At 71.3% G+C, this 26,640-nt stretch carries 22 protein-coding genes; 7 read left to right on the forward strand and 15 right to left on the reverse strand.

Annotation, left to right across the window (positions count from 1 at the left end):
* Positions 1-11: 11 nt before the first annotated feature.
* Entirely contained in the window at positions 12-1,208 is a 1,197-nt protein-coding gene (locus ACZ6A9_RS05805) for an NYN domain-containing protein (RefSeq protein WP_468979044.1), read from the reverse strand.
* A gap of 222 nt (positions 1,209-1,430) precedes the next feature.
* Here ACZ6A9_RS05805 and ACZ6A9_RS05810 point away from each other — a divergent pair, with 222 nt between their 5' ends.
* Positions 1,431-1,598, forward strand: coding sequence for a hypothetical protein (locus ACZ6A9_RS05810; RefSeq protein ID WP_228968317.1), 168 nt, complete (start codon positions 1,431-1,433; stop codon positions 1,596-1,598).
* 111 nt (positions 1,599-1,709) lie between these two features.
* On the opposite strand, the gene dnaE is transcribed toward ACZ6A9_RS05810, so the two are convergent.
* Entirely contained in the window at positions 1,710-5,249 is a 3,540-nt protein-coding gene (dnaE, locus tag ACZ6A9_RS05815) for a DNA polymerase III subunit alpha (protein ID WP_468979053.1), read from the reverse strand.
* 248 nt (positions 5,250-5,497) lie between these two features.
* Between dnaE and ACZ6A9_RS05820 the strand changes: the two genes are divergently transcribed.
* The 4 genes from ACZ6A9_RS05820 (at position 5,498) to ACZ6A9_RS05835 (ending at position 10,266) form a co-directional block, all read left to right on the forward strand.
* The gene (locus ACZ6A9_RS05820) at positions 5,498-6,823 is read left to right on the forward strand and encodes a DUF2252 domain-containing protein (RefSeq protein WP_468979058.1); all 1,326 of its coding nucleotides are present in this window, start codon (positions 5,498-5,500) and stop codon (positions 6,821-6,823) included.
* Positions 6,824-6,891: 68 nt separating this feature from the next.
* The gene (locus ACZ6A9_RS05825; protein ID WP_468979063.1) at positions 6,892-7,602 is read left to right on the forward strand and encodes a hypothetical protein; all 711 of its coding nucleotides are present in this window, start codon (positions 6,892-6,894) and stop codon (positions 7,600-7,602) included.
* A gap of 79 nt (positions 7,603-7,681) precedes the next feature.
* On the forward strand, positions 7,682-8,494 hold the full coding sequence (locus tag ACZ6A9_RS05830; RefSeq protein WP_468979064.1) for a DsbA family protein: 813 nt from the start codon (positions 7,682-7,684) through the stop codon (positions 8,492-8,494).
* A gap of 89 nt (positions 8,495-8,583) precedes the next feature.
* Positions 8,584-10,266: an alkaline phosphatase D family protein gene (locus ACZ6A9_RS05835; protein ID WP_468979068.1), complete on the forward strand. Its 1,683-nt coding sequence runs from the start codon at positions 8,584-8,586 to the stop codon at positions 10,264-10,266.
* Between the two features lie 17 nt (positions 10,267-10,283).
* Here the strand turns inward: ACZ6A9_RS05835 and ACZ6A9_RS05840 are convergent, their stop codons facing one another.
* Positions 10,284-10,859: a dienelactone hydrolase family protein gene (locus tag ACZ6A9_RS05840; protein ID WP_228968311.1), complete on the reverse strand. Its 576-nt coding sequence runs from the start codon at positions 10,857-10,859 to the stop codon at positions 10,284-10,286.
* Between the two features lie 107 nt (positions 10,860-10,966).
* On the opposite strand from ACZ6A9_RS05840, the gene ACZ6A9_RS05845 reads away from it, so the two are divergent.
* Positions 10,967-12,076, forward strand: coding sequence for a mechanosensitive ion channel family protein (locus ACZ6A9_RS05845; RefSeq protein WP_468979072.1), 1,110 nt, complete (start codon positions 10,967-10,969; stop codon positions 12,074-12,076).
* A gap of 7 nt (positions 12,077-12,083) precedes the next feature.
* Here the strand turns inward: ACZ6A9_RS05845 and ACZ6A9_RS05850 are convergent, their stop codons facing one another.
* The 6 genes from ACZ6A9_RS05850 to ACZ6A9_RS05875 all read right to left on the reverse strand — a co-directional run bounded on the left by ACZ6A9_RS05850 (position 12,084) and on the right by ACZ6A9_RS05875 (position 17,620).
* Positions 12,084-12,824 carry an SDR family NAD(P)-dependent oxidoreductase gene (locus tag ACZ6A9_RS05850; RefSeq protein WP_468979075.1) on the reverse strand — a complete coding sequence of 247 codons (741 nt, stop codon included), beginning with the start codon at positions 12,822-12,824 and terminating at the stop codon, positions 12,084-12,086.
* A gap of 36 nt (positions 12,825-12,860) precedes the next feature.
* A complete protein-coding gene (locus tag ACZ6A9_RS05855; protein ID WP_468980644.1) occupies positions 12,861-14,453 on the reverse strand; it encodes a Na+/H+ antiporter in 1,593 nt (530 codons plus the stop codon).
* 82 nt (positions 14,454-14,535) lie between these two features.
* Positions 14,536-15,003 (reverse strand): GNAT family N-acetyltransferase, encoded by a 468-nt coding sequence (locus tag ACZ6A9_RS05860; RefSeq protein WP_468979078.1) that lies wholly within the window; start codon positions 15,001-15,003, stop codon positions 14,536-14,538.
* The gene (locus ACZ6A9_RS05865; RefSeq protein WP_468979082.1) at positions 15,000-15,944 is read right to left on the reverse strand and encodes an RluA family pseudouridine synthase; all 945 of its coding nucleotides are present in this window, start codon (positions 15,942-15,944) and stop codon (positions 15,000-15,002) included. The genes ACZ6A9_RS05860 and ACZ6A9_RS05865 overlap by 4 nt, the downstream gene beginning before the upstream one ends.
* Before the next feature lie 99 nt (positions 15,945-16,043).
* On the reverse strand, positions 16,044-16,706 hold the full coding sequence (gene lspA, locus ACZ6A9_RS05870; RefSeq protein WP_468979085.1) for a signal peptidase II: 663 nt from the start codon (positions 16,704-16,706) through the stop codon (positions 16,044-16,046).
* 65 nt (positions 16,707-16,771) lie between these two features.
* Positions 16,772-17,620 (reverse strand): TraR/DksA family transcriptional regulator, encoded by an 849-nt coding sequence (locus ACZ6A9_RS05875; RefSeq protein WP_468979088.1) that lies wholly within the window; start codon positions 17,618-17,620, stop codon positions 16,772-16,774.
* A gap of 582 nt (positions 17,621-18,202) precedes the next feature.
* Between ACZ6A9_RS05875 and ileS the strand changes: the two genes are divergently transcribed.
* Entirely contained in the window at positions 18,203-21,346 is a 3,144-nt protein-coding gene (ileS, locus tag ACZ6A9_RS05880; protein ID WP_468979091.1) for an isoleucine--tRNA ligase, read from the forward strand.
* Between the two features lie 221 nt (positions 21,347-21,567).
* Here the strand turns inward: ileS and ACZ6A9_RS05885 are convergent, their stop codons facing one another.
* The 6 genes from ACZ6A9_RS05885 to ftsZ all read right to left on the reverse strand — a co-directional run bounded on the left by ACZ6A9_RS05885 (position 21,568) and on the right by ftsZ (position 26,547).
* A complete protein-coding gene (locus ACZ6A9_RS05885; protein WP_468979094.1) occupies positions 21,568-22,740 on the reverse strand; it encodes a DivIVA domain-containing protein in 1,173 nt (390 codons plus the stop codon).
* 52 nt (positions 22,741-22,792) lie between these two features.
* Complete coding sequence (locus tag ACZ6A9_RS05890) at positions 22,793-23,083, reverse strand: YggT family protein (RefSeq protein ID WP_004932337.1); 291 nt, start codon at positions 23,081-23,083, stop codon at positions 22,793-22,795.
* A 49-nt stretch (positions 23,084-23,132) separates the two neighbouring features.
* Positions 23,133-23,774 carry a cell division protein SepF gene (locus ACZ6A9_RS05895; RefSeq protein ID WP_468979097.1) on the reverse strand — a complete coding sequence of 214 codons (642 nt, stop codon included), beginning with the start codon at positions 23,772-23,774 and terminating at the stop codon, positions 23,133-23,135.
* Between the two features lie 128 nt (positions 23,775-23,902).
* Positions 23,903-24,622, reverse strand: a complete 720-nt coding sequence (locus tag ACZ6A9_RS05900) for a YggS family pyridoxal phosphate-dependent enzyme (RefSeq protein ID WP_468979099.1) — start codon at positions 24,620-24,622, stop codon at positions 23,903-23,905.
* A gap of 6 nt (positions 24,623-24,628) precedes the next feature.
* On the reverse strand, positions 24,629-25,357 hold the full coding sequence (pgeF, locus tag ACZ6A9_RS05905) for a peptidoglycan editing factor PgeF (protein ID WP_468979102.1): 729 nt from the start codon (positions 25,355-25,357) through the stop codon (positions 24,629-24,631).
* Positions 25,354-26,547 carry a cell division protein FtsZ gene (gene ftsZ / locus ACZ6A9_RS05910; RefSeq protein ID WP_468979106.1) on the reverse strand — a complete coding sequence of 398 codons (1,194 nt, stop codon included), beginning with the start codon at positions 26,545-26,547 and terminating at the stop codon, positions 25,354-25,356. The genes pgeF and ftsZ overlap by 4 nt, the downstream gene beginning before the upstream one ends.
* Between the last annotated feature and the right edge of the window lie 93 nt (positions 26,548-26,640).

A 26,640-nucleotide genomic window follows, 5' to 3' on the forward strand; every position in this document is an offset into this window, starting at 1 on the left:
GGGCGCGCCGCTCACTCCCCGGCGGGAGCCCGTTCCGTGCCCGTGCGCAGGTCGAGTTCCCGCCAGAAGCCCGCCCGGATGGCGTAGCGGTCGCGCTCGTCGATCTGGTCGTCCTTGTGGGCGAGGAGGCCGAAGCGGGCCGCGTAGCGCAGCAGCTCCCCGTCGACCCGGTGCGGGATGCGGGGGTACATGCCGGACAGTTTCTGGATGTGGCTCTGGTCGCCGAGCCGCTCCACCCAGCGCCGGGCGAAGACCTGCCCCACCTCGAAGGGGTCACCACCGACGGTGGTGATGTCCTCCTCGCGGTCGGCCCAGCGCTGCTCCGCCGTGGTCAGCTGGGCCAGCGTCGGCATGGAGGCGGCCTCGGGCGGCTCGGCGGCGGGCCGGTCGACCCAGCCCTTGTCGGAGGACCACCGCAGTGTCGCGGAGGACGGCTGCTGGGGCTGCTGGGCGCCCGGGCCGCGCAGGGCCGCCAGGTCCTTCGGGGTGGGGACGCCCTTCGCCGTGGACGTCCGCTCCGCGGTGCCGTTGTGCGCGGAGGCCGGGTGCCGCGGCTCCTGCGCGGTGCGTTCGGCGAGCGCGGAGTCCGGCAGCGGGGCGGAGAGGATCGCGGCGATCTCGGGGCGCGGCACGGGCGGCGGCGCGCACACCCCGGCGAGCTCCTTGGCCCGTACGGCCCGGGTGATCCACGCCCGGTCCAGCACCCGGCGTTCGTCGGCCTCGGCGACCAGGTCCTCGGACTGGTTGTAGTCGCCGTCGGCGGCCTGCACCGCCCACAGGTGGACGGCGACGCCGTGTTCCTTCGCGGCCATCATGCCGGGCAGCAGATCGCCGTCGCCGGTGACCAGCACGATGTCGGAACAGGCGCGATTGCGGGCGAGTTCGGTCAGTTCGGCGTGCATCGCCGCGTCGACGCCCTTCTGCGCCCAGCGCCCGTCGCTGCGGGTGAGCGCGCCGAGCCGGACGGTGACCCGGGGCATCACGCGCAGGCGGCGGTGCTCGGGCTGCGGGACGCGGTCGGGGGCGCCGTCGAACCAGTAGATGCGCAGCAGCGGCTGACGCGTGTCGTTCTCGGCGCGGTCGCGCAGTCCCTGGATGAGGGCCGCGTGGTCCACGGTGATGCGGGACCGCGACGGTTCCCCGGCGAGGAGACTGGCGGCGGCCCCCAGCAGATACCCGGCGTCCACCAGGACGATGCAGCGGTCCACGCGGTCCACCCTCTTTCCGGGAGGTTTGCTTCGGGCTTGCTTCGAGTCTGCCCGACCTCGCCGGGGTTAACGGCCCGAACTCGATCTTCGGCGTGGCGTTTCCCCCCTTCCTTCCCCGACCACCCCGGTCACCCACGGTAATTGTCCGACATGCGCGGGTTATCGGGCTGTGTGAATCTGAATCCGGCCCTGGCCCCTAGTCCCCCACAGGAGGCAACCACCATGGCCAAGAACAAGAACCGTGACCGTAAGCAGTCCCAGGCCGAGCCCGCCCGCCGCGCGGCGCAGCCGTCCGCGATGGAGACGCCCGACGAGCAGCGCACCACGCAGGTCGTGCCGGGCGAGGTCGGCCCGGGCAAGGGCCGGCAGAAGCGCTTCGGCCACAACTGACATCCGTGTGACGGGCCGTTGCGGTCCGGGCAGATGACGAGGGGCGCACCCACCTCAGGGTGCGCCCCTCGATCGTTCGGGGGCGGCGGCCCACGGCCGCCGCGACGGGCCCTAACCCGCGAGGCAGGCCGGTCCGAGCAGGACCTTCAGGTCGCCGAACAGGGCCGGGTCGGGCTTGACGCGGTGCCGGTCCAGGCGCAGCACCGTCGTCTTCGTCGGCCCCTGGAGCTTGATCCGCACCTCGCTGTCGCCCTTGTGGTGCGTGAGGATCTCACCGAGCCGGCTGACCATCGGCGGGGTCACGCGGGTGGCCGGGATGGTGAGCACCACGGGTGCGTTGGCACCCGCGTGGGACAGGTCGGGGATCATCAGCTCCATCGCGACCAGGCGCGGCACGTCCTCCCGCTTGTCGAGGCGCCCCTTGACGAACACCACGGCGTCCTCGACGAGCTGGGTCGAGACGAGCTGGTACGTCGCGGGGAAGAACATGCACTCCAGGGAGCCGGCGAGGTCCTCCACGGTGGCGATCGCCCAGGCGTTGCCCTGCTTGGTCATCTTGCGCTGGAGGCCCGAGATGATGCCGCCGATGGTGACCACCGCGCCGTCGCCGAAGTCTCCGCCGGTGAGCTGGGAGATGCCCGCGTCGGCCTTGTCGGACAGCACGTGCTCCAGACCGAACAGCGGGTGGTCGGAGACGTAGAGACCGAGCATCTCCCGCTCCTGCGCGAGCAGGTAGGTCTTGTCCCACTCGTCGTCGGTGAAGGTGACGTCGAGGCCGAAGCCCGGCTCGCTGGTCTCCTCCTCGCCCATGCCGCCGAAGAGGTCGAACTGCCCCTCGGCCTCCTTGCGCTTGACCGCGACCACGTTGTCGATCATCGGCTCGTACTGGGCGGTGAGGCCCTTGCGGGTGTGGCCCATGGAGTCGAAGGCGCCCGCCTTGATCAGCGACTCGGTGGTGCGCTTGTTGCAGACGACCGCCTCGACCTTGTCGAGGTAGTCCGGGAAGGAGGCGTACTTCCCCTTCGCCTTGCGGGACTTGATGATCGACTCGACGACGTTGGTGCCGACGTTGCGCACCGCCGACAGGCCGAAGAGGATCACGTCGTCGCCCTGGGCGGCGAAGTTCGACTCGGACTCGTTGACGTTGGGCGGGAGCACCTTGATGCCCATGCGGCGGCACTCGTTGAGGTAGACCGCCGACTTGTCCTTGTCGTCCTTGACGGAGGTGAGGAGCGCGGCCATGTACTCGGCCGGGTAGTTGGCCTTGAGGTAGCCGGTCCAGTACGACACCAGCCCGTACGCGGCGGAGTGGGCCTTGTTGAAGGCGTAGCCGGCGAAGGGGACCAGCACGTCCCACAGCGCCTGGATCGCCTCGTCGCTGTAGCCGTTCTTGCGGGCGCCCTCCTGGAAGAGGACGAAGTTCTTCGCCAGCTCGTCGGGCTTCTTCTTGCCCATCACGCGGCGGAGGATGTCGGCCTCGCCGAGCGAGTAGCCCGCGATGATCTGGGCGGCCTTCTGCACCTGCTCCTGGTAGACGATCAGGCCGTAGGTGACCGACAGCACCTCCTGGAGCGGCTCCTCCAGTTCCTTGTGGATCGGGGTGATCTCCTGGCGGCCGTTCTTGCGCTCCGCGTAGTTGATGTGCGAGTTCATGCCCATCGGGCCCGGCCGGTAGAGGGCCGAGACGGCGGAGATGTCCTCGAAGTTGTCGGGCTGCATCTGGCGGAGCAGCGAGCGCATCGGGCCGCCGTCGAACTGGAAGACGCCGAGGGTGTCGCCGCGGCAGAGCAGTTCGAAGGTCTTGGGGTCGTCCAGCGGGAGGGAGAGCATCTCCAGGTCGATGCCCTTGTTGGCCTTCACCATCTTGATGGCGTCGTCCATGATCGTGAGGTTGCGCAGGCCCAGGAAGTCCATCTTCAGCAGGCCCAGCGACTCGCACTGGGGGTAGTCCCACTGCGTGATGGTCACGCCGTCGGTGTGCCGCACCCAGATCGGGGCGTGGTCGACGATGGGTTCGCTGGACATGATCACGCCGGCCGCGTGCACGCCCATCTGCCGCACGAGGCCCTCGACGCCCTTGGCGGTGTCGATGACCTTCTTCACGTCCGGCTCGTTCTCGTACATCGCCCGGATCTCGCCGGCCTCGTTGTACCGCGGGTGCGAGGGGTTGGTGATGCCGTCGAGGTCGATGCCCTTGCCGAGGACGTCGGCGGGCATGGCCTTGGTGAGCCGGTCGCCCATGGCGTACGGGTAGCCCAGCACGCGCGCGGAGTCCTTGATGGCGTTCTTCGCCTTGATCTTGCCGTAGGTGCCGATCATGGCGACCTTGTCGGCGCCGTACTTCTCCGTCACGTACCGGATCACCTCGACGCGCCGGCGCTCGTCGAAGTCGATGTCGACGTCGGGCATGGAGACGCGCTCGGGGTTGAGGAACCGCTCGAAGATCAGGCCGTGCGGGATCGGGTCGAGGTCGGTGATGCCCATCGCGTACGCCACGATCGAACCGGCCGCGGAGCCTCGGCCGGGGCCGACGGCGATGCCCTGGTTCTTGGCCCACATGATGAAGTCGGCCACCACGAGGAAGTAGCCCGGGAACCCCATCTGGATGATGACGTCCATCTCGTACTCGGCCTGCTTCTGGCGGTCCTCGGGGATGCCGCCGGGGAAGCGGCGGGCCATGCCCCGGCGGACCTCCTCCTGGAACCAGGTGACCTCGGTGTAGCCCTCCGGGATGTCGAACTTCGGCATCAGGTCGCGCTTGACGAACATGCCCGTGGTGTCGACCATCTCGGCGATCAGCCGGGTGTTGGCGCAGCCCTGCTGCCAGGCGTCCGAGGAGTCGATGGCGTACATCTCGTCGGTGGACTTGAGGTAGTAGCCGGTGCCGTCGAAGCGGAAGCGGTCGGGGTCGGAGAGGTTCTTGCCGGTCTGGATGCACAGCAGCGCGTCGTGGGCGGTCGCCTCGTGCGCGTAGGTGTAGTGCGAGTCGTTGGTGACCAGCGGGGGGATGCCGAGCTTCCTGCCGATCTCCAGCAGTCCGTCGCGGACCCGGTGCTCGATGTCGATGCCGTGGTCCATCAGCTCCAGGAAGTACCGGTCCTTGCCGAAGATGTCCTGGTAGTCGGCGGCGGCCTTGAGTGCCTCGTCGAAGTGGCCGAGGCGCAGCCGGGTCTGGACCTCGCCGGAGGGGCAGCCGGTGGAGGCCACGATGCCCTCGGACCACTGGGAGATGGTCTCCTTGTCCATCCGGGGCCACTTCTGCAGCCAGCCCTCGGCGTAGGCGTCGGAGGAGAGCCGGAAGAGATTGTGCAGGCCGGTGCTGTTCACCGCCCACATCGTCTTGTGGGTGTAACCGCCGGAGCCGGAGACGTCGTCGCGCTTCTGGTGCGGCTGGCCCCACTGGATCTTGCGCTTGTTGCGCCGGGACTCGGGGGCGACGTACGCCTCGATCCCGATGATCGGGGTGACCCCGGCCTTCTGCGCGGAGTGGAAGAAGTCGTACGCCCCGTGCAGGTTGCCGTGGTCGGACATGGCGATGTGCGACATGCCCATCTCGTTGCAGGCGTCGAACATGTCCTTCAGCCGCGCGGCACCGTCCAGCAGCGAGTACTGGGTGTGGACGTGCAGGTGCGTGAACGGCGGCTTCGACACGGTGCGGCCTCCAAAGGTGAACGCTGTGGCGCGGAGCGCCTCGCTGCGGGGGTGACGGGAGGGCTCACGGCGACGGGTGGGCGGACAGTCCGGGGGACAGCGTCGAAGTCTATGCCCCGGCACCGACACCCGGCGCCCGTGGCGAGGTACCTCCGGGCGGGGCACGGGCACTCCCGTGCCCCGCCACACGTTAGGACGGGGGACGGACCAGCCGTCCCGAGACATCCCGCACCTGGAGGCACACAGCGATGTCGGTCCCGCAGCTCAACGACGAGCACCGCGGCGAGGAGATCCTCGCCGTCCTCGACACCGCGTTCGGCGAGCTCCTGGCCGCCGACCCGGCCGCCTTCCGGGTGAAGTTCCGGAAGATGGCCGCCTCGGCCTTCGCCTTCTACCGCGGGACGGCGAGCCTCTTCTACCACGACCTGGACGCGGAGAAGCGCGGCGGTCCCTATCTGGACGAGCGCACCTCCCGGGTGTGGATCCACGGCGATCTGCACGCGGAGAACTTCGGCACGTACATGGACTCCAACGGCCGCCTGGTCTTCAACGTCAACGACTTCGACGAGGCCTACGTCGGCCCCTTCACCTGGGACCTCAAGCGCTTCGCCGCCTCGGTGGCGCTGATCGGCTACGCCAAGGCGCTCAGCGACGGGCAGATCGGCGAGCTGGTCACGGTCTACGCGGCCGCCTACCGGGAGCGGATCCACGCGCTGGCCACCGGCGCGAAGAGCGACGAGGTGCCGCCGTTCACCCTGGACACCGCCCAGGGGCCGCTGCTGGACGCGCTGCGCGACGCCCGCTCGCTGACCCGCTTCGGGCTGCTGGACTCGATGACCGAGATCCGCGACTTCGAGCGCCGCTTCGCGCCCGGCGGCGGCGCGGTCGAGCTGGACGCCGCCACCCGCTACAAGGTGCTCGCCGCCTTCGACGGCTACCTGGAGACGCTGCCGGACGCCTCGCTGGCCCGTCCCGACTCCTACCGTGTGAAGGACGTCGTGGGCCGTCGCGGCATCGGCATCGGCTCGGCGGGACTGCCGTCGTACAACATCCTGCTGGAGGGGCACAGCGACGCCCTGGAGAACGACGTGGTGATCTACATCAAGCAGGCCCAGACCCCGGCGGTCTCCCGGCACATCACCGACCCGGCGATCCGCGACTACTTCCAGCACGAGGGGCACCGCACGGTGATCTCCCAGCGGGCCCTCCAGGCGCACGCCGACCCGTGGCTGGGCTGGACCGAGCTGGACGGCTCGGGGCAGCTGGTCGCCGAGGTCTCGCCGTACGCCGTGGACCTGGACTGGGGCGACATCGACGACCCGGAGGAGATCGCCCTGGTCGTCGCCGACCTCGGCCGGGCCACCGCGGCCATGCACGCGGCGGCAGACGACACCTCCGGCGAGTCCCTGGTGCCGTTCTCCACCGAGCGCGCCATCGACGCCGCGATCGCCGCCGACGAGGACTCCCTGGCCCCGCTCCTGGTGGACTTCGCCCACACCTACGGCGCCCGCGCCCGGGCCGACCACCAGACCTTCCTGGACCTGTTCCGCAACGGCAGGATTCCAGGGCTGTAACCTTCCGCACATTCACAGGGACCCTTTAGGGACCCCTTACCGGAGCACGTGACACACTCGTTCCCGCCATGGACATATCCGGAACCCAGCTCAGAGCCGTACGCGCGGCGCTGTTCACGGCAGTCGTCGTGACGCTCAGTGCCGCGTCGCACGTGCTGCTGTCCGGGGCTCCGCTGCCGTTGAACACGGTGGTCGCCGTCGCCGCCGCCGTGTTCCTCCTGGCGTACGCCCTGGCGGGCCGGGAGCGTTCCTTCGGGCGGATCGCCGCGCTGCTCATCCCGCTGGAGCTGGCCGCCGACACGGTCTTCACCACCGGCCAGCACGTCTGCTACGGCCGCATGGGCGGCCCCGTGGCGGGCCCGCTGCGCTCCGTCGGCTTCGACGTGCTGTGCGGCGACGGCACCAGCGTGGGGGCGCCGCTCGCCCAGGTCACCGGGCCCGCCGCCGAGGGCGGCGACCCGTTGGCGGCGCTGGTCTCCCAGGCCGACCCGGCCACCGCCTGGCTGCTGCTCGGCGCGCACGTCGGGGTCGGCCTGTTCGCCGCCGCCTGGCTGCGCCGGGGCGAGCGGGCGCTGGCCCAGCTGCTGAGCGCGGTCGCGGCGACCGCCTCGACGGCGGTCCGGCCGCTGCTGCTGGCGGTCGCGGCGGTGTCCGTACGCCGGACCCCGGAGATCCTCCGTCCGGCGGCCCCGGCCCAGCGCACCGCCGTCGCCCGGACCCTGCTCCTCGCGCACTCCCTGGGACGCCGCGGACCGCCGTGCTCCGCCGCCTCCGTCTGAGGCGGACCTCCGAGCACCCGCAGTCCCCCCTGTACACATCCCGCACACCCCCGTGTGCGTCCCCCGTGGAGACATCACCATGAGCAAGCGGAACAGCCAGGCAGCGAAGACGGCGGCCCGGGAGCGCCTGCGCCAGGAGCGCGAGCGCCAGGCGAAGAAGGCGAAGGCCAAACGGCAGGCCGTGGTCGCCCTGTCGGTCGTGGGCGTCCTGGCCGCGGCCGGCGGCATAGGTTACGCGGTCGTCCAGGCGAACAAGCCCGACTACTGGGAGGCCGCGGCGGACGACAAGCTCGTCAAGCCCGCCAACTCCAGTGGCGAGAACGGCACGACCGTGGTCATCGGCAAGCCCGAGGCGAAGAAGACGCTGGAGCTGTACGAGGACCCGCGCTGCCCGATCTGCGCCACGTTCGAGCAGTCGGTCGGCGAGACCATCGAGAAGGACGTCGAGGCCGGCAAGTACAAGGTCCGTTTCATCGGCGCCTCGTTCCTCGACCGCAACCTGACCGGTGAGGGCTCCAAGAACGCGCTGAGCGCCCTCGGCGCCGCCCTGAACGTCAGCCCCGAGGCGTTCCTGGCGTACAAGAGCGCGCTCTACTCGGCCGAGTTCCACCCGGAGGAGTCGGAGGACAAGTTCAAGGACGACGCGTACCTGATCAAGATAGCGAACTCCGTGGACGCCCTGAAGGGCAACAAGGAGTTCCAGGCGGCCGTGAAGGACGGCACCTACGACAAGTGGGCGCTGGAGATGTCCGACACGTTCGACGACAGCGAGGTCGAGGGCACGCCGAGCCTGATGATGGACGGCAAGAAGCTCACCGGCTCGGACGGCCAGAACACCCCGATGACCCCCGCGGACTTCACCACGGCCGTCGACAAGGCCCTCAAGGGCTGACCCTGGCCGGCTGACGGCGCACTGAAGAGCGGGCGAACTTCTTTCGGTTCGCCCGCTCTTGCGTGTACCTGTCAGTAGCCTGGTCGGCTGTGACCAGTCGACTCAGATCATCCGACAGCGCCGTCCCCGCCACCCCGGACGCCAACTCCCTCTCCCCGCGCCGCCGTACGGTCGTCAAGGCGGCCGCCGCCACCGCGGTCCTGGCCGGCCCGCTCGCCGCGGCCCTGCCCGCCCGGGCGGTCCAGCAGAGCCCCGCCTTCCTGCACGGTGTCGCCTCCGGCGATCCGCTGCCGGACGGTGTGCTGCTGTGGACCCGGGTGACGCCCGTGCCGGAGGCGATACCCGGCTCGGGGCTCGGCCCCGACACCGAGGTGAGCTGGACCGTGGCCCGGGACAAGGCGTTCACCGACGTCGTCGCGCGGGGCTCGACCCTCGCCACCGCCGCCTCCGACCACACCGTCAAGGCGGACATCCGCGGCCTGCGCCCGGCCACCGACTACTGGTTCCGCTTCTCCGCCGGCACCACCGACTCCCCCGCGGCCCGCACCCGTACCGCCCCGGCCGCCGACGCCGCGGTGACCGGTCTGCGCTTCGGGGTGGTGTCCTGCTCCAACTGGGAGGCCGGCCACTTCTCGGCGTACCGCCACCTCGCGGCCCGCGGCGACCTGGACGCCTGGCTGCACCTCGGCGACTACCTCTACGAGTACGCCGCCGGCGCGTACGGCACCCGCGGCCAGTCCGTCCGCACGCACGCGCCCGCCCACGAGATCGTCACCCTCGCCGACTACCGGCTCCGGCACGGGACGTACAAGACCGACCCGGATCTGCAGGCCCTGCACGCCACGGCGCCGGTCATCGCCATCTGGGACGACCACGAGATCGCCAACGACACCTGGTCGGGCGGCGCCGAGAACCACACCGAGGGCGCGGAGGGCACCTGGGCCACGCGCCAGGCCGCCGCCAAGCAGGCCTACTTCGAGTGGATGCCGGTGCGTCCCGCGCTGGCCGGCACCACCTACCGCCGGCTGCGCTTCGGCAGGCTCGCCGACCTGTCCCTGCTGGATCTGCGCTCCTTCCGCTCCCAGCAGGTCTCGACCGGCGACGGCGACGTCGACGACCCGGACCGCACCCTCACCGGACGCGCCCAGCTGGACTGGCTGAAGGCCGGCCTGACGGCCTCCGACACCACCTGGCGGCTGGTCGGCACCTCGGTGATGATCTCGCCGTTCGCCGTGGGGTCCCTGCCCGCGAGCGTGCTGAAGCCGCTGGCGAAACTGCTGGGCCTGCCGCAGGAGGGGCTCGCGCTCAACACCGACCAGTGGGACGGCTACACCGCGGACCGCCGTGAACTCCTCACCCACCTGCGGGCGAACGCCATCCGCAACACGGTCTTCCTCACCGGCGACATCCACATGGCGTGGGCCAACGACGTGCCCGTGAACGCCGGCACCTATCCGCTGTCGCCCTCGGCCGCCACGGAGTTCGTCGTGACCTCCGTCACCTCCGACAACCTCGACGACATCGTCAAGGTCCCCGAGGGCACCGTCACGGCGCTCGCCGCCCCGCTGATCCGGGCCGCCAACCGGCACGTCCACTGGGTCGACACCGACCGCCACGGATACGGCGTGCTGGACGTCACCGCCGAGCGGGCGCAGATGGACTACTACGTGCTGTCCAGCCGCACACGGGCGGACGCCACGGCCACCTGGGCCCGCTCCTACCGCACCCGCAGCGGTACGCAGAAGGCCGAGCGCGTGTACGACCCCGTCTGACCGGCCCGCCCGCCCGGTCAGTCCTCCAGCGCGTCGAGGAAGCCGAGAGCCACCCGCCAGGTGGCCTCGGCGGCCTCCTCGTCGTAGTCCGGCAACCCCGAGTCGGTGTAGAGGTGGCCCGCCCCCGCGTACCGGTACACCTCGACGTCGGCTCCCGCCCGGCCCATCCGCAGGTACCAGGCGGTGAGCCAGTCGTCGGTCTCGAACGGGTCCGGCTCGGCGACGTGCAACTGCACCGGCAGCTCGTCCACCGCCGCGTTCTCCGCGATGTCCGAAGTGCCGTGCAGGAGGAGCAGTCCGCGGGCCTTGTCGTCGCCGAGGGCCAGCGTCTGGGCCACCGAGGCTCCGAAGGAGAACCCCGCGTACACCAGCCCGCGCTCCGAGTAGGGCGCCGCCGCCAGCACGGCCCGCTTCAGCAGTTCGTCCTTGCCGGTCGCCTCCTTGTACGCCACGCCCTCCTCGACCGAGTCGAACGTACGGCCCTCGAACAGGTCGGGCGTCCACACCTCGTGACCGGCCGCGCGCAGCCGGCCGGCGGCCTCGGCCACCGCGGGCCTCGGTCCGTAGGCCGAGTGAAAGAGCATGATGTTCATGCCGCCCATGGTGCCAGCAGGTGTGACGGGACCGGATCGCGGCAGTACCCGCGAACGTGCGCAAGTCACATGTTCATGCCCGCTCCGAGCCGGTTAGGTTCGGGGACATGGATGACGTGCTCCGCCCACTGATCGTGGTCGGCGGCTCGGTCGTGCTCACGCTGCTGCTCGGCTGGGCCACCGATCTGCTGCTGCGCAAGGCCGACGAACGCCACCACGAGACGCCGCTGTGGGGGCTGCTGCGCCGTGCCCGCGTCCCGTACCAGCTGGTGATCTGTACGGCACTGCTCAGAGGCTCCTACGACGAGGCCCGGCTGCTGCCCGACCACGAGGTCGGCATCGGCAGGATCCTGTCGCTGGTGCTGATCGGGTCGGCCGCCTGGCTGGCGGTCCGGATCGCGCTCGCCGTCGTGGAGACCTCGTACACGCGCTACGCCAGCACCCACCGCGAGCGGGACCCCGCCCGGGTCCGCCGGGTGCGCACCCAGGTGACGCTGATCCAGCGGGTGGTGACGGCGGTCGTCGGAGTGGTGGCCGTGGCGGCGATGCTGCTGACCTTCCCCGCGATGCGCGCGGCCGGCGCCTCACTGCTGGCCTCCGCCGGAATCCTCGGCATCGTCGCCGGTGTCGCCGCCCAGTCCACCCTGGGCAACATGTTCGCCGGACTGCAGATCGCCTTCGGCGACATGGTCCGCATCGGCGACACCGTCACCGTGGACGGCGAGTGGGGCACGGTCGAGGAGATCACCCTGACCTTCCTGACCGTGCGCACCTGGGACGAGCGCCGGATCACCATGCCGGTGTCGTACTTCACGTCCAAGCCGTTCGAGAACTGGTCGCGCGGCACACCGCAGATGACGGGCGTCGTGCTGTGGCACCTCGACCACTCCGCCCCGCTGGACGCGATGCGCGACAAACTCCGCGACATCCTGCGGGAGTGCCCGGCCTGGGACGGCCGCACCTACAACCTGACCGTGACGGACAGCACCCCGAGCACCATGGAGGTGCGGGCCCTGGCGACGGCCAAGGACGCCGACGACATCTGGACGGTGCGGGTCACGGTCCGCGAGCAGATGATCCGCTGGCTGGCCGCCGAACACCCCTACGCCCTGCCCCGGGTCAACGCGGCCGACGCGGTGCTGCCGCCCCACCTCAACGGCCATCGCCCCGGGATACCGGCGGCCCGCAGGGTGCACCAGCACCAGAGGGAGTCCTGAGCGGCCCTCAGTGGCCGCGCTCGGCACCGCCGTTGACCTGGACGATCTGCGAGGTGATGTGTCCGGCGCCCGGGGAGGCGAGCCAGTGCAGGGTCGCCGCGACGTCCCCGGGCGTCCCCGCCCGCTTGTTCGACGTCTCCGCGACCAGCCGGGCCCGCCGCTCCTCGTCCATGCCGTCGCCGAAGAAGGCGGTGTCCTCGACATAGCCCGGCGCGACCACGTTGACGGTGATGCCGTGCGGGCCGAGCCGGCGGGCCAGGTCGTGCGCGTACGGGTGCAGGGACGCCTTGGCCGCCGCGTACGACACCCGCCCGGATCCCCGGTAGGCGGCGATGGAGCTGAGGAACAGCACCCGCCCGCCCGGCTCGGCGAGACGGTCCCTCAGGGCTTCGGTGAGGAGCACGGCGGTCAGCACGTTGAGCCGGAAGTTGACGGTCCATTCGCGGGCGACGGCCTCCAGCGGGTCGTCGCCGCCGACCGGGGGTTCCAGCAGACCGTTGCCGCCGGCGCTGTGGACCAGTACGTCCACCGCGCCGAGCTCCCGGCCGACGAAGCCGGCGACGCCCCGCACGGACTCCGGGTCGGCCAGGTCGGCCGCGTACGTGAGGGCGCCCGGCACGTCCGCGCGCTCCAGCACGTCACCGCGCCGGCCGAGCAGCAGCACCTGGTCCCCGTCGGCGGCGAACGCCCTCGCGGCCGCCAGTCCGATCCCGGTACCGCCCCCACTGATCACCACGTTGCGCGTCATGTCACGACCCTACGGACAACCGGCCGCCGACGGCACTCACCGCAGACTGCGCACGTCCAGATGGCGCAGTACCCGGTCCACCACCTCGGGATCGGCGCCCGCTTCGCCGCGCGCCGTCAGCACCTCGTGCCGGGCGGCACTGAGCATCTCCCCCTCGATCCGCCGCACCCGCCTCAGCCGCAGCGCCCGCTGCCGGTAGGCCTCGCGCCGCTCGTCCTCGGCGATGTCCGGGCTGATCCGCAGCCCGATGTCGAACGACCGGCGCAGCATCTGCTCGGAGAGTTCCTCCGGCAGCTCCTCGACCTGTTCGATCTCCCGCAGCCTGCGCTTGGCGGCCTTCGCCGCCCGGAGGGCCAGGCGCCGCTCGAACTCCCTCTCGTGTTCGGTGTCGCCCCGTACGCCCAGCCGGTTCACCAGCCACGTCAGGCTCAGTCCCTGCACCAGCAGCGTCGCCAGCACCACGCCGAACGCGATGAAGACGATCTCGCCCCGCGCGGGGAATGCCTGGCCGCCCTCGGTCTCCAGCGGAACGGCCAGGGCCAGCGCGACGGAGGCGACCCCGCGCATCCCCGACCACCACATCACCACGGTCTCGCGCCAGCTCACCGGGATGTCCTCACCGACGTCCCGCGACGTGTGCAGCCGCTTCGTCAGCCAGGTGGCCGGCAGCAGCCACGCCAGCCGCACGAGGACAACCACGCCGACGACCGCTCCCGCCCAGGTGAGCAGCTCGCCCCAGTGGCCGGCCGCGGTGTCGACCGCGTTGTGCAGTTCCAGGCCGACCAGCCCGAACGCGACACCGGTGGCCAGGGTGTCCACGATGTCCCAGAAGGTGTGCCCGGCGAGCCGGGCCATGACGTCGTCGGCGTCGGTGGCGTACTCCGCCAGGAACAGCGCGGTGACGAGCACCCCGAGGACTCCCGAGCCGTGCAGTTCCTCGGCCAGGACGTAGGAGGCGAACGGGACGAGCAGGGTCAGGGCCACCTGGAGGGTCGGGTCGCCGAGGGCGCTCATCGCCTTGTTGGTGCCCCAGCCGAGTACGAGCCCGACCGCGATCGCCACCACGGCCGACAGCACCAGGTCGAGACCGGCCCGCCAGGGCGAGAAGGTGCCGCTCACCGCGGCGGCGATCGCCACGTGGTAGAGGACGATGGCGGTGACGTCGTTGAACAGCCCTTCGCCCTCCAGGATCGACACCAGCCGGCGGGGCAGCCCCAGCTTCCCGGCGACGGCGGTCGCCGCGACCGGGTCGGGCGGCGCGACCAGCGCGCCGAGGGCGACGGCGGCGGCCAGCGGCAGCCCCGGCACGATCGCGTGCGCGACGACGGCCACGCACAGGGTGGTGACGAAGACCAGCGCCACGGCCAGCAGCAGGATCGGCCGGACGTTCGCGGCGAACTGGCGCCAGGAGGTGCGGCGCACCGCGGCGTAGAGCAGGGGCGGCAGCAGCAGCGGGAGGATCAGTTCCGGCGGGACGTCGACGTCGGGAACGAACTCCAGCAGCGCCAAGGCGATCCCGAGGACCGTCATCAGCACCGGCGCCGGCAGCCGCAGCCGCTCCCCGACGGGGACGCTCACCACCGCCCCGACCAGCAGGGCGAACAGCAGGGCCAACTGCTCCACGGTCAGCGCTCCCAGGGGGTCGACGATCGGCCGGCGGACTCCAGACTGCCACGCCGACCGCCCTCACCAGGGCGTTCGTCGTCCCGGGCTACAAGGCGCGCCGCATGGCCCGGTGCGGCATTCCGGCGTCCGGGAACTCCGGTCCGTAGGCCTCGTACCCCAGGCGCTCGTAGAAACCCAGGGCGTGGGTCTGCGCGTGCAGGTCGACGGCGGCGAGGCCCTGCTCGCGGGCCGCCTCCTCGATGGCCCGCACCAGTGCCGCGCCGACGCCCAGGCCCCGCGCCCGGCGCGTCACCGCGAGCCGGCCCAGGGAGCCGACGGCCGGGTCGCCGCCGTTCTTCGCCGCTGCGGCGGCGCCGTGCAGCAGTCGTCCGGTGCCGAGCGGGGTGCCGTCCCCGGCGACCGCCAGCACGTGCACCGCGCCGGCGTCGTGGGCGTCGTACTCGATGTCCTCGGGGACGCCCTGCTCGGCGACGAAGACGTCCTTGCGGACCGCGAAGCACGCCTCGCGGTCGGCGGGCTCCCGTGCGACCCGGACGACGTAGGGGGTGCTCACGCGTAGGTCTCCTCGCGGACCTGGTCCAGGGCCTTTTGCAGGTCCTCGGGGTAGTCGCAGGAGAACTCCGCCCACTGTCCGTCACCGGGGTGCTCGAAGCCGAGCCGCACGGCGTGCAGCCACTGGCGGGTCAGGCGCAGCCGCTTGGCGAGCGTGGGGTCGGCGCCGTAGGTCAGGTCGCCGACGCAGGGGTGCCGGTGGGCGGCCATGTGCACGCGGATCTGGTGGGTGCGCCCTGTCTCCAGCTTGACGTCGAGCAGGGACGCGGCGCGGAAGGCCTCGATGAGGTCGTAGTGGGTGACGGACGCCTTGCCGTCGGCGGTCACCGCCCACTTGTAGTCGTGCTGCGGGTGGCGGCCGATGGGGGCGTCGATGGTGCCGCTGGTGGGGTCGGGATGGCCCTGGACGAGCGTGTGGTAGCGCTTGTCGACCGTGCGCTCCTTGAACTGGCGCTTCAGTGACGTGTAGGCGCGCTCGGACTTGGCGACCACCATCAGGCCGGAGGTGCCGACGTCGAGGCGGTGCACGATGCCCTGGCGCTCGGCGGCGCCGGAGGTCGAGATGCGGTAGCCGGCGGCGGCGAGGCCGCCGATCACGGTCGGGCCGGTCCACCCCGGCGAGGGGTGCGCGGCGACTCCGACCGGCTTGACGATCACCACGACGTCGTCGTCGTCGTGCACGATCTCCATGCCCTCGACGGGCTCGGCGACGACCTGCACCGGCGCGGGGGCTCCCGGCATCTCCACCTCGAGCCACGCGCCGCCGCTGACCCGCTCGGACTTGCCGACCACCGATCCGTCGACCGTGACCTTCCCTGCCGCGGCGAGCTCGGCCGCCTTGGTGCGGGAGAAGCCGAACATGCGGGAGATGGCGGCGTCGACGCGCTCGCCCTCCAGGCCGTCGGGCACGGGCAGGGTACGGATCTCGGGAATCGTGCTCACCCGTCGAGTATGCCGGACGGCCCCGGCACTCCCGCACGGGAGGCCGGGGCCTCAGCACTTCGGGAGGCCGGGGCCTCGGTCCTTCGGAAGGCCGGGGGCTCAGTCCTTGTGGACGGTGCCGTCCGGGTCGAGGCCCCGGAACGACAGCAGCACGATCAGGATGCCGCCGCAGACGATCGCCGAGTCCGCCAGGTTGAACACCGCGAAGTGCTTGGGCGCGATGAAGTCGACGACCGCGCCCTCGAAGACGCCCGGCGAGCGGAAGATCCGGTCGGTGAGGTTGCCGAGGGCGCCGCCGAGCAGCAGGCCGAGGGCGAGCGCCCAGGGCAGGCTGTAGAGCTTGCGGGCGAGGCGGATGATCACGACGATCACGGCCGCCGCGATCACCGTGAAGATCACGGTGAAGGCCTCGCCGAAGCCGAAGGCCGCGCCCGCGTTGCGGATCGCCTCGAACCGCAGCCAGTCGCCGACGATCTCGATCGGCTCGTGGTGCTCCAGCTTGGCGACCACGATCATCTTGCTGATCAGGTCGAGGGCGTAGGCGAAGGCGGCGACGGCGAACAGCACGGCGATCCGCCGCTTGCCGCGGGGCCGCTCGGTGTCCGCCGCCGCTGCGTCGGTGCCGGACTGCTCGGCGTCCGCCGCCGTCCCGTCGGCGCCGGGCCGCCCGGTCCCGTCCCGGTCCTGCTCGTCCCGGTCGTGCCCGTCCCGGTCCGCGTCCGGGATGTCCGGCGTACCGATGATGCGCTCCGCCTCTGCCACGTGAGTCCCTCAGCCTAGGTACCTGACTGAGGACGAGGGTACGGCACGCCCCGCACGCCCGCCGATCAGTACCGGCGCTCCTGCTTCTGCTTGCACTCCACGCACAGGGTGGCCCGCGGAAAGGCCTGCATACGGGCCTTTCCGATGGGGTTGCCGCAGTTCTCGCACAGGCCGTAGGTGCCGGCGTCGAGGCGCTGGAGGGCGCGCTCGAACTGGCTGAGCATCTCGCGCGCGTTCGCGGCGAGCGCGAGTTCGTGCTCGCGGGTGATGTTCTTGGTACCGGTGTCGGCGTCGTCGTCACCCGCGCCGTCGCCGGAGTCACGCATCAGACCGGCCAGCGCCTGTTCGGAGGCGGTGATCTCCTCGCGCAGCCTCAGCACCTCGTTCATCAGCTCGGTCCGTGCCTCCTCGACCTCTTGGGTCGTCCAGGGCTCCTCGCCGGGACGCACCGCGAGCTCGCCCGGCTCCACCGCCGCGAACCGGGCCTTGGGCACGGCGGTCTTCTCCGCCGTGGCCGCCGGACCAGGGGTCTTCTTCGCACCCACTGTCGTCACTCCCGTCTGCGCCGCGGCCTCGGCCGCGCCCGCGTCATCGGCCGCGCTGTGCCCGGCCACATCCTGAGTGGACCCACTGGTCCCGGCAGCGCCCTCGCGCTCCCCCGTCCCCGCGGCGGGCGCCTTCCCGGAGACCCGCTTCCCGGCGGGCGCCGCCTTCTTCGGCACCCGGGCCGCCTTCCCGCCCGCCGTCTTCTTCGCCGGCGGCGTCCGGGGCGGCGGCTGCGCCGTCGCCGTCCGCTCGCCGGACGCCTCCGCGGCGGGCGGACGCTTCCGGGCGGTGGTCCTCCCGGCCGGCGGGGTCTTCTCCGGGGCCGGCTCCGCCTGCGCCGCACCCCGCGCGGTCTTCTTCGCCACCATGGCCGCGACCCCTTCACATAGGGTGATCTTGCGCGCGAATCGTGCTGGGACGATAAATCGACCCGGGTCCCGCGGCAACGGGGCGCACCGCCCGATTCCCCCGCCCCGCGCACGCCGCGCGGGGAGCCTGCATGCGTTGTGCCCAGCTCCCCGCCGGGTATGCCACCCGGGAGCACGTCCCGGGAGGTGAGCGGGCATACCTCGCCATTCGGGGCACACCGCCTTTCAGGCCCGGTGGAAATCCGGTCGGCCGCCGTCCGCGCCGCGCCGTACACTGGGCGGAGCGAAAAGCGTGGATGGGGACGAGTAGCGGCGTACGCAGCCCAGAGCGACCCGGGGACGGTGTGAGCCCGGGGGTGAGCGCGACGCGAAGATCACCCCGGAGCCGCCGGAGGAAAGCCGTGACCGCGGCGAGTAGAACCGGCATCGCGACCCCAATGAGGGGGCTCACCGGAGCGTGCGGCGCGCCGGGGAGCCAAGGAGGGTGGTACCGCGGGAGCGCGCCGACGGCGGCGCAGAGGATCACGACAGCTCTCGTCCCTCCGGACGGAAGGCAGCAAGTCCGCCGGAGGAAGCCCGCTGATGACATCGCCGACGTACCGCCAGGTACCCGCCCAGGTCGACCTGCCCGCCCTCGAGCACGCGGTGCTCGACTTCTGGCGCGAGCAGAAGATCTTCGCCAAGAGCCTGGAGCAGTCCGAGGGACGCCCCGAATGGGTGTTCTACGAGGGTCCGCCCACCGCCAACGGCATGCCCGGCGCCCACCACATCGAGGCCCGCGTCTTCAAGGACGTCTTCCCCCGCTTCCGCACCATGCGCGGTTATCACGTGGCCCGCAAGGCCGGCTGGGACTGCCACGGCCTGCCGGTGGAGCTGGCGGTGGAGAAGGAGCTCGGCTTCTCCGGCAAGCAGGACATCGAGGCGTACGGCATCGCCGAGTTCAACGCCCGGTGCCGCGAGTCGGTGACCCGGCACACCGACGCCTTCAGCGAGCTGACGACCCGCATGGGCTACTGGGTCGACCTCGACGACGCCTACCGGACCATGGACCCGGAGTACGTCGACTCCGTCTGGTGGTCGCTGAAGGAGATCTTCGGCAAGGGCCTGCTGGTCCAGGACCACCGGGTCGCCCCCTGGTGCCCGCGCTGCGGCACCGGCCTGTCCGACCACGAGCTGGCGCAGGGCTACGAGACGGTCGTCGACCCGTCCGTCTTCGTCCGCTTCCCCCTCACCTCCGGCCCGCTGGCCGGCGAGGCCGCCCTCCTGGTGTGGACGACCACGCCGTGGACCCTGGTGTCCAACACGGCCGTCGCCGCGCACCCCGAGGTGACCTACGTCGTCGCGACGAACGGTGAGGAGAAGCTGGTCGTCGCCGAGCCACTGCTCGCCAAGGCCCTCGGTGAGGGCTGGCAGGCCACCGGCGAGTCCTTCACCGGCGCCGAGATGGAGCGCTGGACGTACCGGCGCCCCTTCGAGCTGGTGGAGTTCCCGGAGCCGGCGCACTACGTGGTGAACGCCGAGTACGTCACCACCGAGGACGGCACGGGTCTGGTCCACCAGTCCCCCGCCTTCGGTGAGGACGACCTCAAGGTCTGCCGCTCCTACGGCCTGCCCGTGGTCAACCCCGTCCGCCCCGACGGCGCCTTCGAGGAGGACGTGCCCCTCGTCGGCGGCGTCTTCTTCAAGAAGGCCGACGAGAGGCTCACCGCGGACCTCGACGAGCGCGGCCTGCTCTTCAGGCACGTCCCCTACGAGCACAGCTACCCGCACTGCTGGCGCTGCCACACCGCGCTGCTCTACTACGCGCAGCCGTCCTGGTACATCCGCACCACGGCCGTCAAGGACGAACTGCTGCGGGAGAACGAGAACACCAACTGGTTCCCGGACACGGTCAAGCACGGCCGCTACGGCGACTGGCTGAACAACAACATCGACTGGGCGCTCTCCCGCAACCGCTACTGGGGCACCCCGCTGCCGATCTGGCGATGCGAGCAGGACCACCTCACGGTCGTCGGTTCCCGCGCGGAACTCACCGGGCTGACCGGCACCGACCAGTCGGACCTGGACCCGCACCGCCCGTACATCGACGAGGTCACCTTCGCCTGCCCGCAGGACGGCTGCGGTGCGACGGCCACCCGCGTGCCCGAGGTCATCGACGCCTGGTACGACTCGGGTTCGATGCCGTTCGCGCAGTGGGGCTACCCGTACAGGAACAAGGAGCTGTTCGAGGCCCGCTACCCGGCGCAGTTCATCTGCGAGGCCATCGACCAGACCCGCGGCTGGTTCTACACGCTGATGGCCATCGGCACGCTGGTCTTCGACAAGTCCTCCTACGAGAACGTCGTCTGCCTCGGGCACATCCTCGCCGAGGACGGCCGCAAGATGTCCAAGCACCTGGGCAACATCCTGCAGCCGATCCCGCTGATGGACCAGCACGGCGCCGACGCGGTCCGCTGGTTCATGGCGGCCGGCGGTTCCCCGTGGGCGGCCCGCAGGGTGGGCCACGGCACCATCCAGGAGGTCGTCCGCAAGACACTGCTGACGTACTGGAACACGGTCGCCTTCCAGGCCCTGTACGCCCGTACGTCGAACTGGGCGCCGAGCGCGGCCGACCCGGCCCCCGCCGACCGTCCCGTGCTCGACCGCTGGCTGCTGTCCGAACTGCACGCGCTCACCGGCCAGGTCACCGAGGCGCTGGAAGGCTACGACACCCAGCGCGCCGGCAAGCTGCTGTCCGCTTTCGTCGACGACCTGTCCAACTGGTACGTGCGCCGCTCGCGCCGCCGCTTCTGGCAGGGCGACAAGGCCGCGCTGCGCACCCTGCACGAGGTCGTGGAGACGGTCACCAAGCTGATGGCCCCGCTGACCCCGTTCATCACCGAGCGGGTCTGGCAGGACCTCGTCGTCCCGGTCACGCCGGGCGCGCCGGAGTCGGTGCACCTGTCCTCCTGGCCCGAGGCGGACCCGTCGGCGGTCGACCCGGAGCTGTCGCGGCAGATGACGCTGGTGCGCCGTCTCGTGGAGCTGGGCCGGGCCACCCGCGCGGAGTCCGGGGTGAAGACCCGCCAGCCGCTGAAGCGGGCGCTGATCGCCGCGGGCGGCTTCGACCGCCTCGACGCCGAACTGCGCGCACAGATCACCGAGGAGCTGAACGTCGAGTCGCTGGCGTCGCTGTCCGAGGTGGGCGGCTCGCTGGTGGACACCACGGCCAAGGCCAACTTCCGTGCGCTCGGCAAGCGGTTCGGCAAGCGCGTCCAGGACGTCGCCAAGGCGGTCGCGAACGCGGACGCCGCCGCGCTGTCCCTGGCGCTGCGCGAGGGCACGGCCTCGGTGGAGGTCGACGGCGAGACGGTCACCCTCGCTCCCGACGAGGTGATCGTCACGGAGACGCCCCGCGAGGGCTGGTCGGTGGCGTCCGACGCCGGCGCCACGGTCGCCCTCGACCTGGAGATCACCGAGGAACTGCGCCGCGCGGGCCTGGCCCGTGACGCGATCCGGCTGATCCAGGAGGCCCGCAAGAACAGCGGCCTCGACGTGGCGGACCGGATCGCCCTGCGCTGGACGTCGGCGGATCCGGCGACGGACGCCGCGCTGGCGGAGCACACGGGGCTGATCGCCGACGAGGTGCTGGCGACGGACTTCGCCCGGGGCGAGGCGGACGACACCTACGGCACCCCGTTCACCGACGAGGGCCTGTCCCTGACGTTCCGCCTGCGCAAGGCGTAGGGGCACCCGCCTCACGGACACGAGGCCCGGGCCGGCCAGGAACAGTCCTGGCCGGCCCGGGCCTTCGGCGTTGCGTACGCCGGACACCGCACCCAGGTCCGAACAAACGGCGCATACTCCGTGAACACGCGTAGCGAAAGGGCGGGGCCCCGGGTTGGTGAACCCGGGGCCCCGCCCTGAACGCTGCCGACTGCTACGCCGTACTCATGGCCATGGGGCCGTCAGTTGTCGTCCTCGTCGATCAGGAAGCCGCGCATCGGCGAGGGCGCCTGACCCATCGGACCGGGGCCCTGCGGGCGAACCGGCGCCATGGGCTGCGTCATCGCCGGCTGCATCTGCTGCTGGCCGCCGTACGACGGGCCGGACGGGCCGCCGGGGCCACCACCCATGCCCGGGTTGGAGCCGTAGGACGGCGCACCGGCACCGGCCGGAGCCATCGAGGGCGCCGGGGACGGCGGCAGCGACGGAGCGGCGCCGGCGGGCTGGCGCGGCGGGGCGAGCGAGTCGTCCGCCTGGGTCTCCAGCTGACGCAGCTGCGACTCCAGGTAGGACTTCAGCCGCGTGCGGTACTCGCGCTCGAAGCCGCGCAGGTCCTCGACCTTGCGCTCCAGCGTGGCGCGGGCGGACTCCAGGGAGCCCATCGCGACGCGGTGCTTCTCCTGCGCGTCCCGCTCCAGGGCGTCGGCCTTGGCACGGGCGTCACGCTCGAGGCCCTCGGCACGCGAACGCGCCTCGCCCACGATCTTGTTGGCCTCGGAACGAGCCTCCGCGATCGCCTGGTCGGCGGTCTGCTGGGCCAGCGACAGCACACGCGCGGCGCTGTCGCCGCCGGGGCCGCCCTGCTGGCCGGGAAGACCGGGAGGGCCACCCATGGGGCCGCCCATCGGGCCGCCGTGGCCCATCTGCCCCTGCATCGGGCCGCCCTGGCCCATCGGGCCGCCCTGGCCCATCGGCCCGGGACCCTGGCCCATGGGGCCGGGACCCTGCGGGCCGCCCTGTCCGCCGGGGCCGGCGGGCAGCTGAGGAGCACCGCTCGGCAGCTGGGGCGGACCACCCATGGGGCCACCCATCTGCTGCTGCGGCGGGCCCGATATGCCGGCGGGCACCGGAGCGCCGGGACCTCGCATGCCCTGCTGGGGCATGCCGGGAGGCGGACCCTGCTGTTGCTGCTGGTCCTGCTGCTCGGGAGGCTTGCGCATGTTCTGCTGGTTCTGCGCCGCGGCACGCGTGGCCGCGGCCAGTTTGGCGCGCAGGTCCTCGTTCTCGCGGAGCAGGCGCGTCAGTTCGGCTTCGACCTCGTCGAGGAAGGCATCGACCTCGTCCTCGTCATAGCCTTCTCGGAGGCGGACGGTCGTGAACTGCTTGTTCCGCACGTCCTCGGGGGTCAACGGCATCTCTTCACCTCAACGTAGTCATCGGCAGTCGGCAAGACCGTATCGTCCACAGTCACCTCGCGAGATTGCCCACGATCGAGATCAGGATGTAGACGATGATCATCAGTACGAAGAAGGACAGGTCGAGCGCCACGCCCCCGAGACGCAGCGGCGGGATGAACCGCCGCAGAAGCTTCAGCGGTGGATCGGTGACAGTGTAGGTGGCCTCCAGGACGACCACCATCGCCTTGCCGGGTTGCCACGAGCGGGCGAACTGGAACACGTAGTCCATGACCAACCGGAAGATGAGCACGATGAGGAACACCATCAGCGCGATGTAGATCACCTGCGCGAACACGCTCATGGCCTGCTTTTCCCTCTCCCCTGTGCACTGCTCTGTCCGGTCCTGCGTCTCAGCTCTGGTTGAAGAACCCGCCCTCTGCGATGCGGGCCTTGTCCTCCGCCGTGACATCGACGTTAGCAGGCGACAACAGGAACACCTTCTGCGTCACCCGCTCGATGCTGCCGTGAAGACCAAACACCAAACCGGCCGCAAAGTCGACAAGTCGCTTCGCATCCGTGTCATCCATCTCAGTGAGATTCATGATCACCGGCGTGCCCTCACGGAAGTGTTCCCCGATGGTACGGGCCTCGTTGTAGGTCCGGGGGTGAAGCGTGGTGATCCGGTAAGGCTCTCGTTCCGACACGACCTTGGGCATGATCACCGGTGCGTTCTTCTCCAGGCTTGCGCGCTCTTGTGTGATGGATGCCACGGGCGCGATCCGCGCCGGACGTGGCGATTCCGCGGGGAGCGCGGCGGCACGGGCGACCGGTTCGCGCAGCGCGGGAGGGTGTACGACTCGTACCTCTTCGTCCCTTTGGGGCTGATGTGAGCCGTGAGGCTGGTGCGACGGCTCGTGCCGCCGGTGGTCCCGCTCGGGCTCCGGGTCGAGTTCGGGTTCAAAGTCGTCGTCTGGGTCGAATCCGCGGCCGTCGTACCCATCGTCCTCCACGAGGCCGAGGTAGACCGCCATCTTGCGCATCGCGCCGGCCATGCTCCGAGTCCTCCGCTCTGTGGTGGATCCGCTGACGACCGCCAAGTGCCCGCGATCCACAAGGTCTTACGTCCGCTGTTCGGCGGAACTGACCATATTTTCTGCTGTGGTCCGACTTCTTGGCGACGTTACCCGAGCCTGGGGCGGACTCCGAGTACCGCACTGCCGACGCGCACATGTGTCGCTCCGGCGGCCACGGCCTGTTCGAGGTCCGCACTCATCCCCGCCGAGACCATGTTCGCAGCCGGATGGTCCCGGCGCAGGTCCGTCGACAAATCCATCAACCGCTCGAACGCCGCCTGTTCACGACCGGCGTACTCCCCGGTGAGCGGGGCGACGGTCATCAGCCCGGCCGGCCGCAGCCCTTCGGCCCCGGCGATCAGACCGGCCAACTCCGCGACCCCGGCGGGCGCCACGCCCCCGCGCTCACCGCGGCCGCTCGCCCCGGCGTCGAGCGCCACCTGGACCAGGCAGCCGACCTCGCGCCCGGCCCGCACCGCCTCCTTGGAGAGGGACGTCACCAGCCGGGCCCGGTCGACCGAGTGCACGAAGTCGGCATAACCGACCACCGAGCGCACCTTGTTGGTCTGAAGTTGCCCCACGAAGTGCCAGGTGAGCGGCAGGTCCGCGCACGCGGCCGCCTTGGGGGCGGCGTCCTGGTCACGGTTCTCGGCGACATGCCGCACACCGAGCTCCGCCAGGATGCGCACATCGGTGGCCGGGTAGGTCTTGGTGACCACCACGAGGGTCACCTCCTCGCGCGCGCGTCCGGCTGCGGCGCACGCGGCGGCGATCCGCTCCTCCACTTTCGCCAGGTTCGTGGCGAGTTCGCCCTTGCGCTCCGTCATGTCCCATCAGTCCAGCCACACATAGCCCGCGAGCCGCCCGGTGGTGCGGTCGCGGCGGTACGAGAAGTGATCCGCCGACTCCAGCGTGCACACCGGCGACTGCTCCCGGTCGCGGACCCCCAGCCGTTCGAGCTGGGCGTGCACCCCCGCCGCCACGTCGACCGCCGGGGTGCCCCAGCTCGTCGTGGCGTGCGCCGCCGGTTCGGCGGCGGCCACCTCGTCGCGCATCGCCTCGGGCACCTCGTAGCACCGTCCGCAGACGGCGGGTCCGGTGCGGGCGACGATCCGCGCGGGGTCGGCGCCGAGTCCGGTCATGGCCCGTACGGACGCGGGCACGATTCCGGCGGTCATGCCGGGCCGGCCCGCGTGGGCCGCCGCCACCACCCCGGCGACGGGATCGGCCAGCAGCACCGGCACGCAGTCGGCGGTGAGCACCGCGAGGGCGAGTCCGCGCCGAGCGGTGACGATCGCGTCGGTCTCCGGGACCGGGCGGTCGCCCCATGGCGCGTCGACGACGGCGGCGTCGGCCCCGTGCACCTGGTTCATCCAGACCACGCGGGCCGGGTCCACGCCGAGCGACTTGGCGGCCAGCTCACGGTTGGTGCCCACGGCGCCGGGGTCGTCGCCGACGGCTCCGCCCAGGTTGAGTGCCTCATACGGAGCGGCGCTCACCCCGCCCCACCGGTCGGTGAAGGCGAAGTGCGCGCCGCTCACGCTCTCGCGCCGTCCTATCACTTCAGGAAGTCCGGTACGTCCAGTTCCTCGGCCGCGCTGTCGTAGGTCCGCGACGGCGGGACCGGGGGCTGGACGGGCGGGATGTCGGCCACCGGCTCCGGGACGACCGGCTCCGGGTCCTCCTTCGGCGTGACACTGCCGAGCGAGCCGAAGGACGGCCGGCTCTCCGGCTGGCGGGCCGGGGCCGGCTCCTCGCGCTTGGCCGACGACGCGCCGAGCACGTTGTCCCGCTTGGCGGGCGGCTGGCCGCCGTCGAAGCCGGCGGCGATCACGGTGACCCGGACCTCGTCGCCGAGGGCGTCGTCGATCACGGCGCCGAAGATGATGTTGGCCTCGGGGTGCGCCGCCTCGCTGACCAGCTGGGCGGCCTCGTTGATCTCGAACAGACCGAGGTCGGAGCCGCCGGAGATGGACAGCAGCACGCCGCGGGCGCCGTCGATGGAGGCTTCCAGGAGCGGCGAGGAGATGGCCATCTCGGCCGCCGCCACCGCGCGGTCGTCGCCGCGGGCCGAGCCGATGCCCATGAGCGCGGAACCGGCCTCGGACATGACCGACTTGACGTCGGCGAAGTCGAGGTTGATCAGACCGGGGGTGGTGATGAGGTCGGTGATGCCCTGCACACCGGAGAGCAGCACCTGGTCCGCCGACTTGAAGGCGTCGAGGACCGACACCTGACGGTCGGAGATGGACAGCAGCCGGTCGTTCGGGATCACGATGAGGGTGTCGACCTCTTCGCGGAGCTCCGCGATGCCGTCCTCGGCCTGGTTGGCGCGGCGCCGTCCCTCGAAGGTGAACGGGCGCGTGACCACACCGATGGTGAGGGCGCCGAGCGAGCGGGCGATGTTGGCCACGACGGGTGCGCCGCCGGTGCCGGTGCCGCCGCCCTCGCCCGCCGTCACGAAGACCATGTCGGCCCCCTTGAGGACCTCCTCGATCTCCTCGCGGTGGTCCTCGGCGGCCTTGCGGCCGACGGCCGGGTTGGCTCCGGCGCCGAGTCCGCGGGTGAGTTCGCGTCCGACGTCGAGCTTGACGTCGGCGTCGCTCATCAACAGCGCCTGCGCGTCGGTGTTGATGGCGATGAACTCGACGCCCTTGAGACCGACCTCGATCATCCGGTTGATGGCATTGACACCACCGCCGCCGACACCGATGACTTTGATGACTGCGAGGTAGTTCTGCGGTGCTGCCACGTCGAAGGCCTCTCGCCTCGAGTTACGTGTCGTCATCTCGCGGGCGAGCCACGATCCGACGACTGATGCCGAATGGGACGGTCCGTATCACCG

This window comes from Streptomyces sp. NPDC041124 (assembly GCF_055592385.1).

Bases quoted from the DNA above. Each gene is read 5' to 3' on its own strand.
- ACZ6A9_RS05810 (WP_228968317.1), top strand. From the start codon at position 1,431: ATGGCCAAGAACAAGAACCGTGACCGTAAGCAGTCCCAGGCCGAGCCC.
- ACZ6A9_RS05820 (WP_468979058.1), top strand. From the start codon at position 5,498: ATGTCGGTCCCGCAGCTCAACGACGAGCACCGCGGCGAGGAGATCCTC.
- ACZ6A9_RS05825 (WP_468979063.1), top strand. From the start codon at position 6,892: ATGGACATATCCGGAACCCAGCTCAGAGCCGTACGCGCGGCGCTGTTC.
- ACZ6A9_RS05830 (WP_468979064.1), top strand. From the start codon at position 7,682: ATGAGCAAGCGGAACAGCCAGGCAGCGAAGACGGCGGCCCGGGAGCGC.
- ACZ6A9_RS05840 (WP_228968311.1), bottom strand. From the start codon at position 10,859: ATGAACATCATGCTCTTTCACTCGGCCTACGGACCGAGGCCCGCGGTG.
- ACZ6A9_RS05845 (WP_468979072.1), top strand. From the start codon at position 10,967: ATGGATGACGTGCTCCGCCCACTGATCGTGGTCGGCGGCTCGGTCGTG.
- ACZ6A9_RS05850 (WP_468979075.1), bottom strand. From the start codon at position 12,824: ATGACGCGCAACGTGGTGATCAGTGGGGGCGGTACCGGGATCGGACTG.
- ACZ6A9_RS05875 (WP_468979088.1), bottom strand. From the start codon at position 17,620: ATGGTGGCGAAGAAGACCGCGCGGGGTGCGGCGCAGGCGGAGCCGGCC.
- ileS (WP_468979091.1), top strand. From the start codon at position 18,203: ATGACATCGCCGACGTACCGCCAGGTACCCGCCCAGGTCGACCTGCCC.
- ACZ6A9_RS05885 (WP_468979094.1), bottom strand. From the start codon at position 22,740: ATGCCGTTGACCCCCGAGGACGTGCGGAACAAGCAGTTCACGACCGTC.
- ACZ6A9_RS05890 (WP_004932337.1), bottom strand. From the start codon at position 23,083: ATGAGCGTGTTCGCGCAGGTGATCTACATCGCGCTGATGGTGTTCCTC.
- ACZ6A9_RS05895 (WP_468979097.1), bottom strand. From the start codon at position 23,774: ATGGCCGGCGCGATGCGCAAGATGGCGGTCTACCTCGGCCTCGTGGAG.
- ACZ6A9_RS05900 (WP_468979099.1), bottom strand. From the start codon at position 24,622: ATGACGGAGCGCAAGGGCGAACTCGCCACGAACCTGGCGAAAGTGGAG.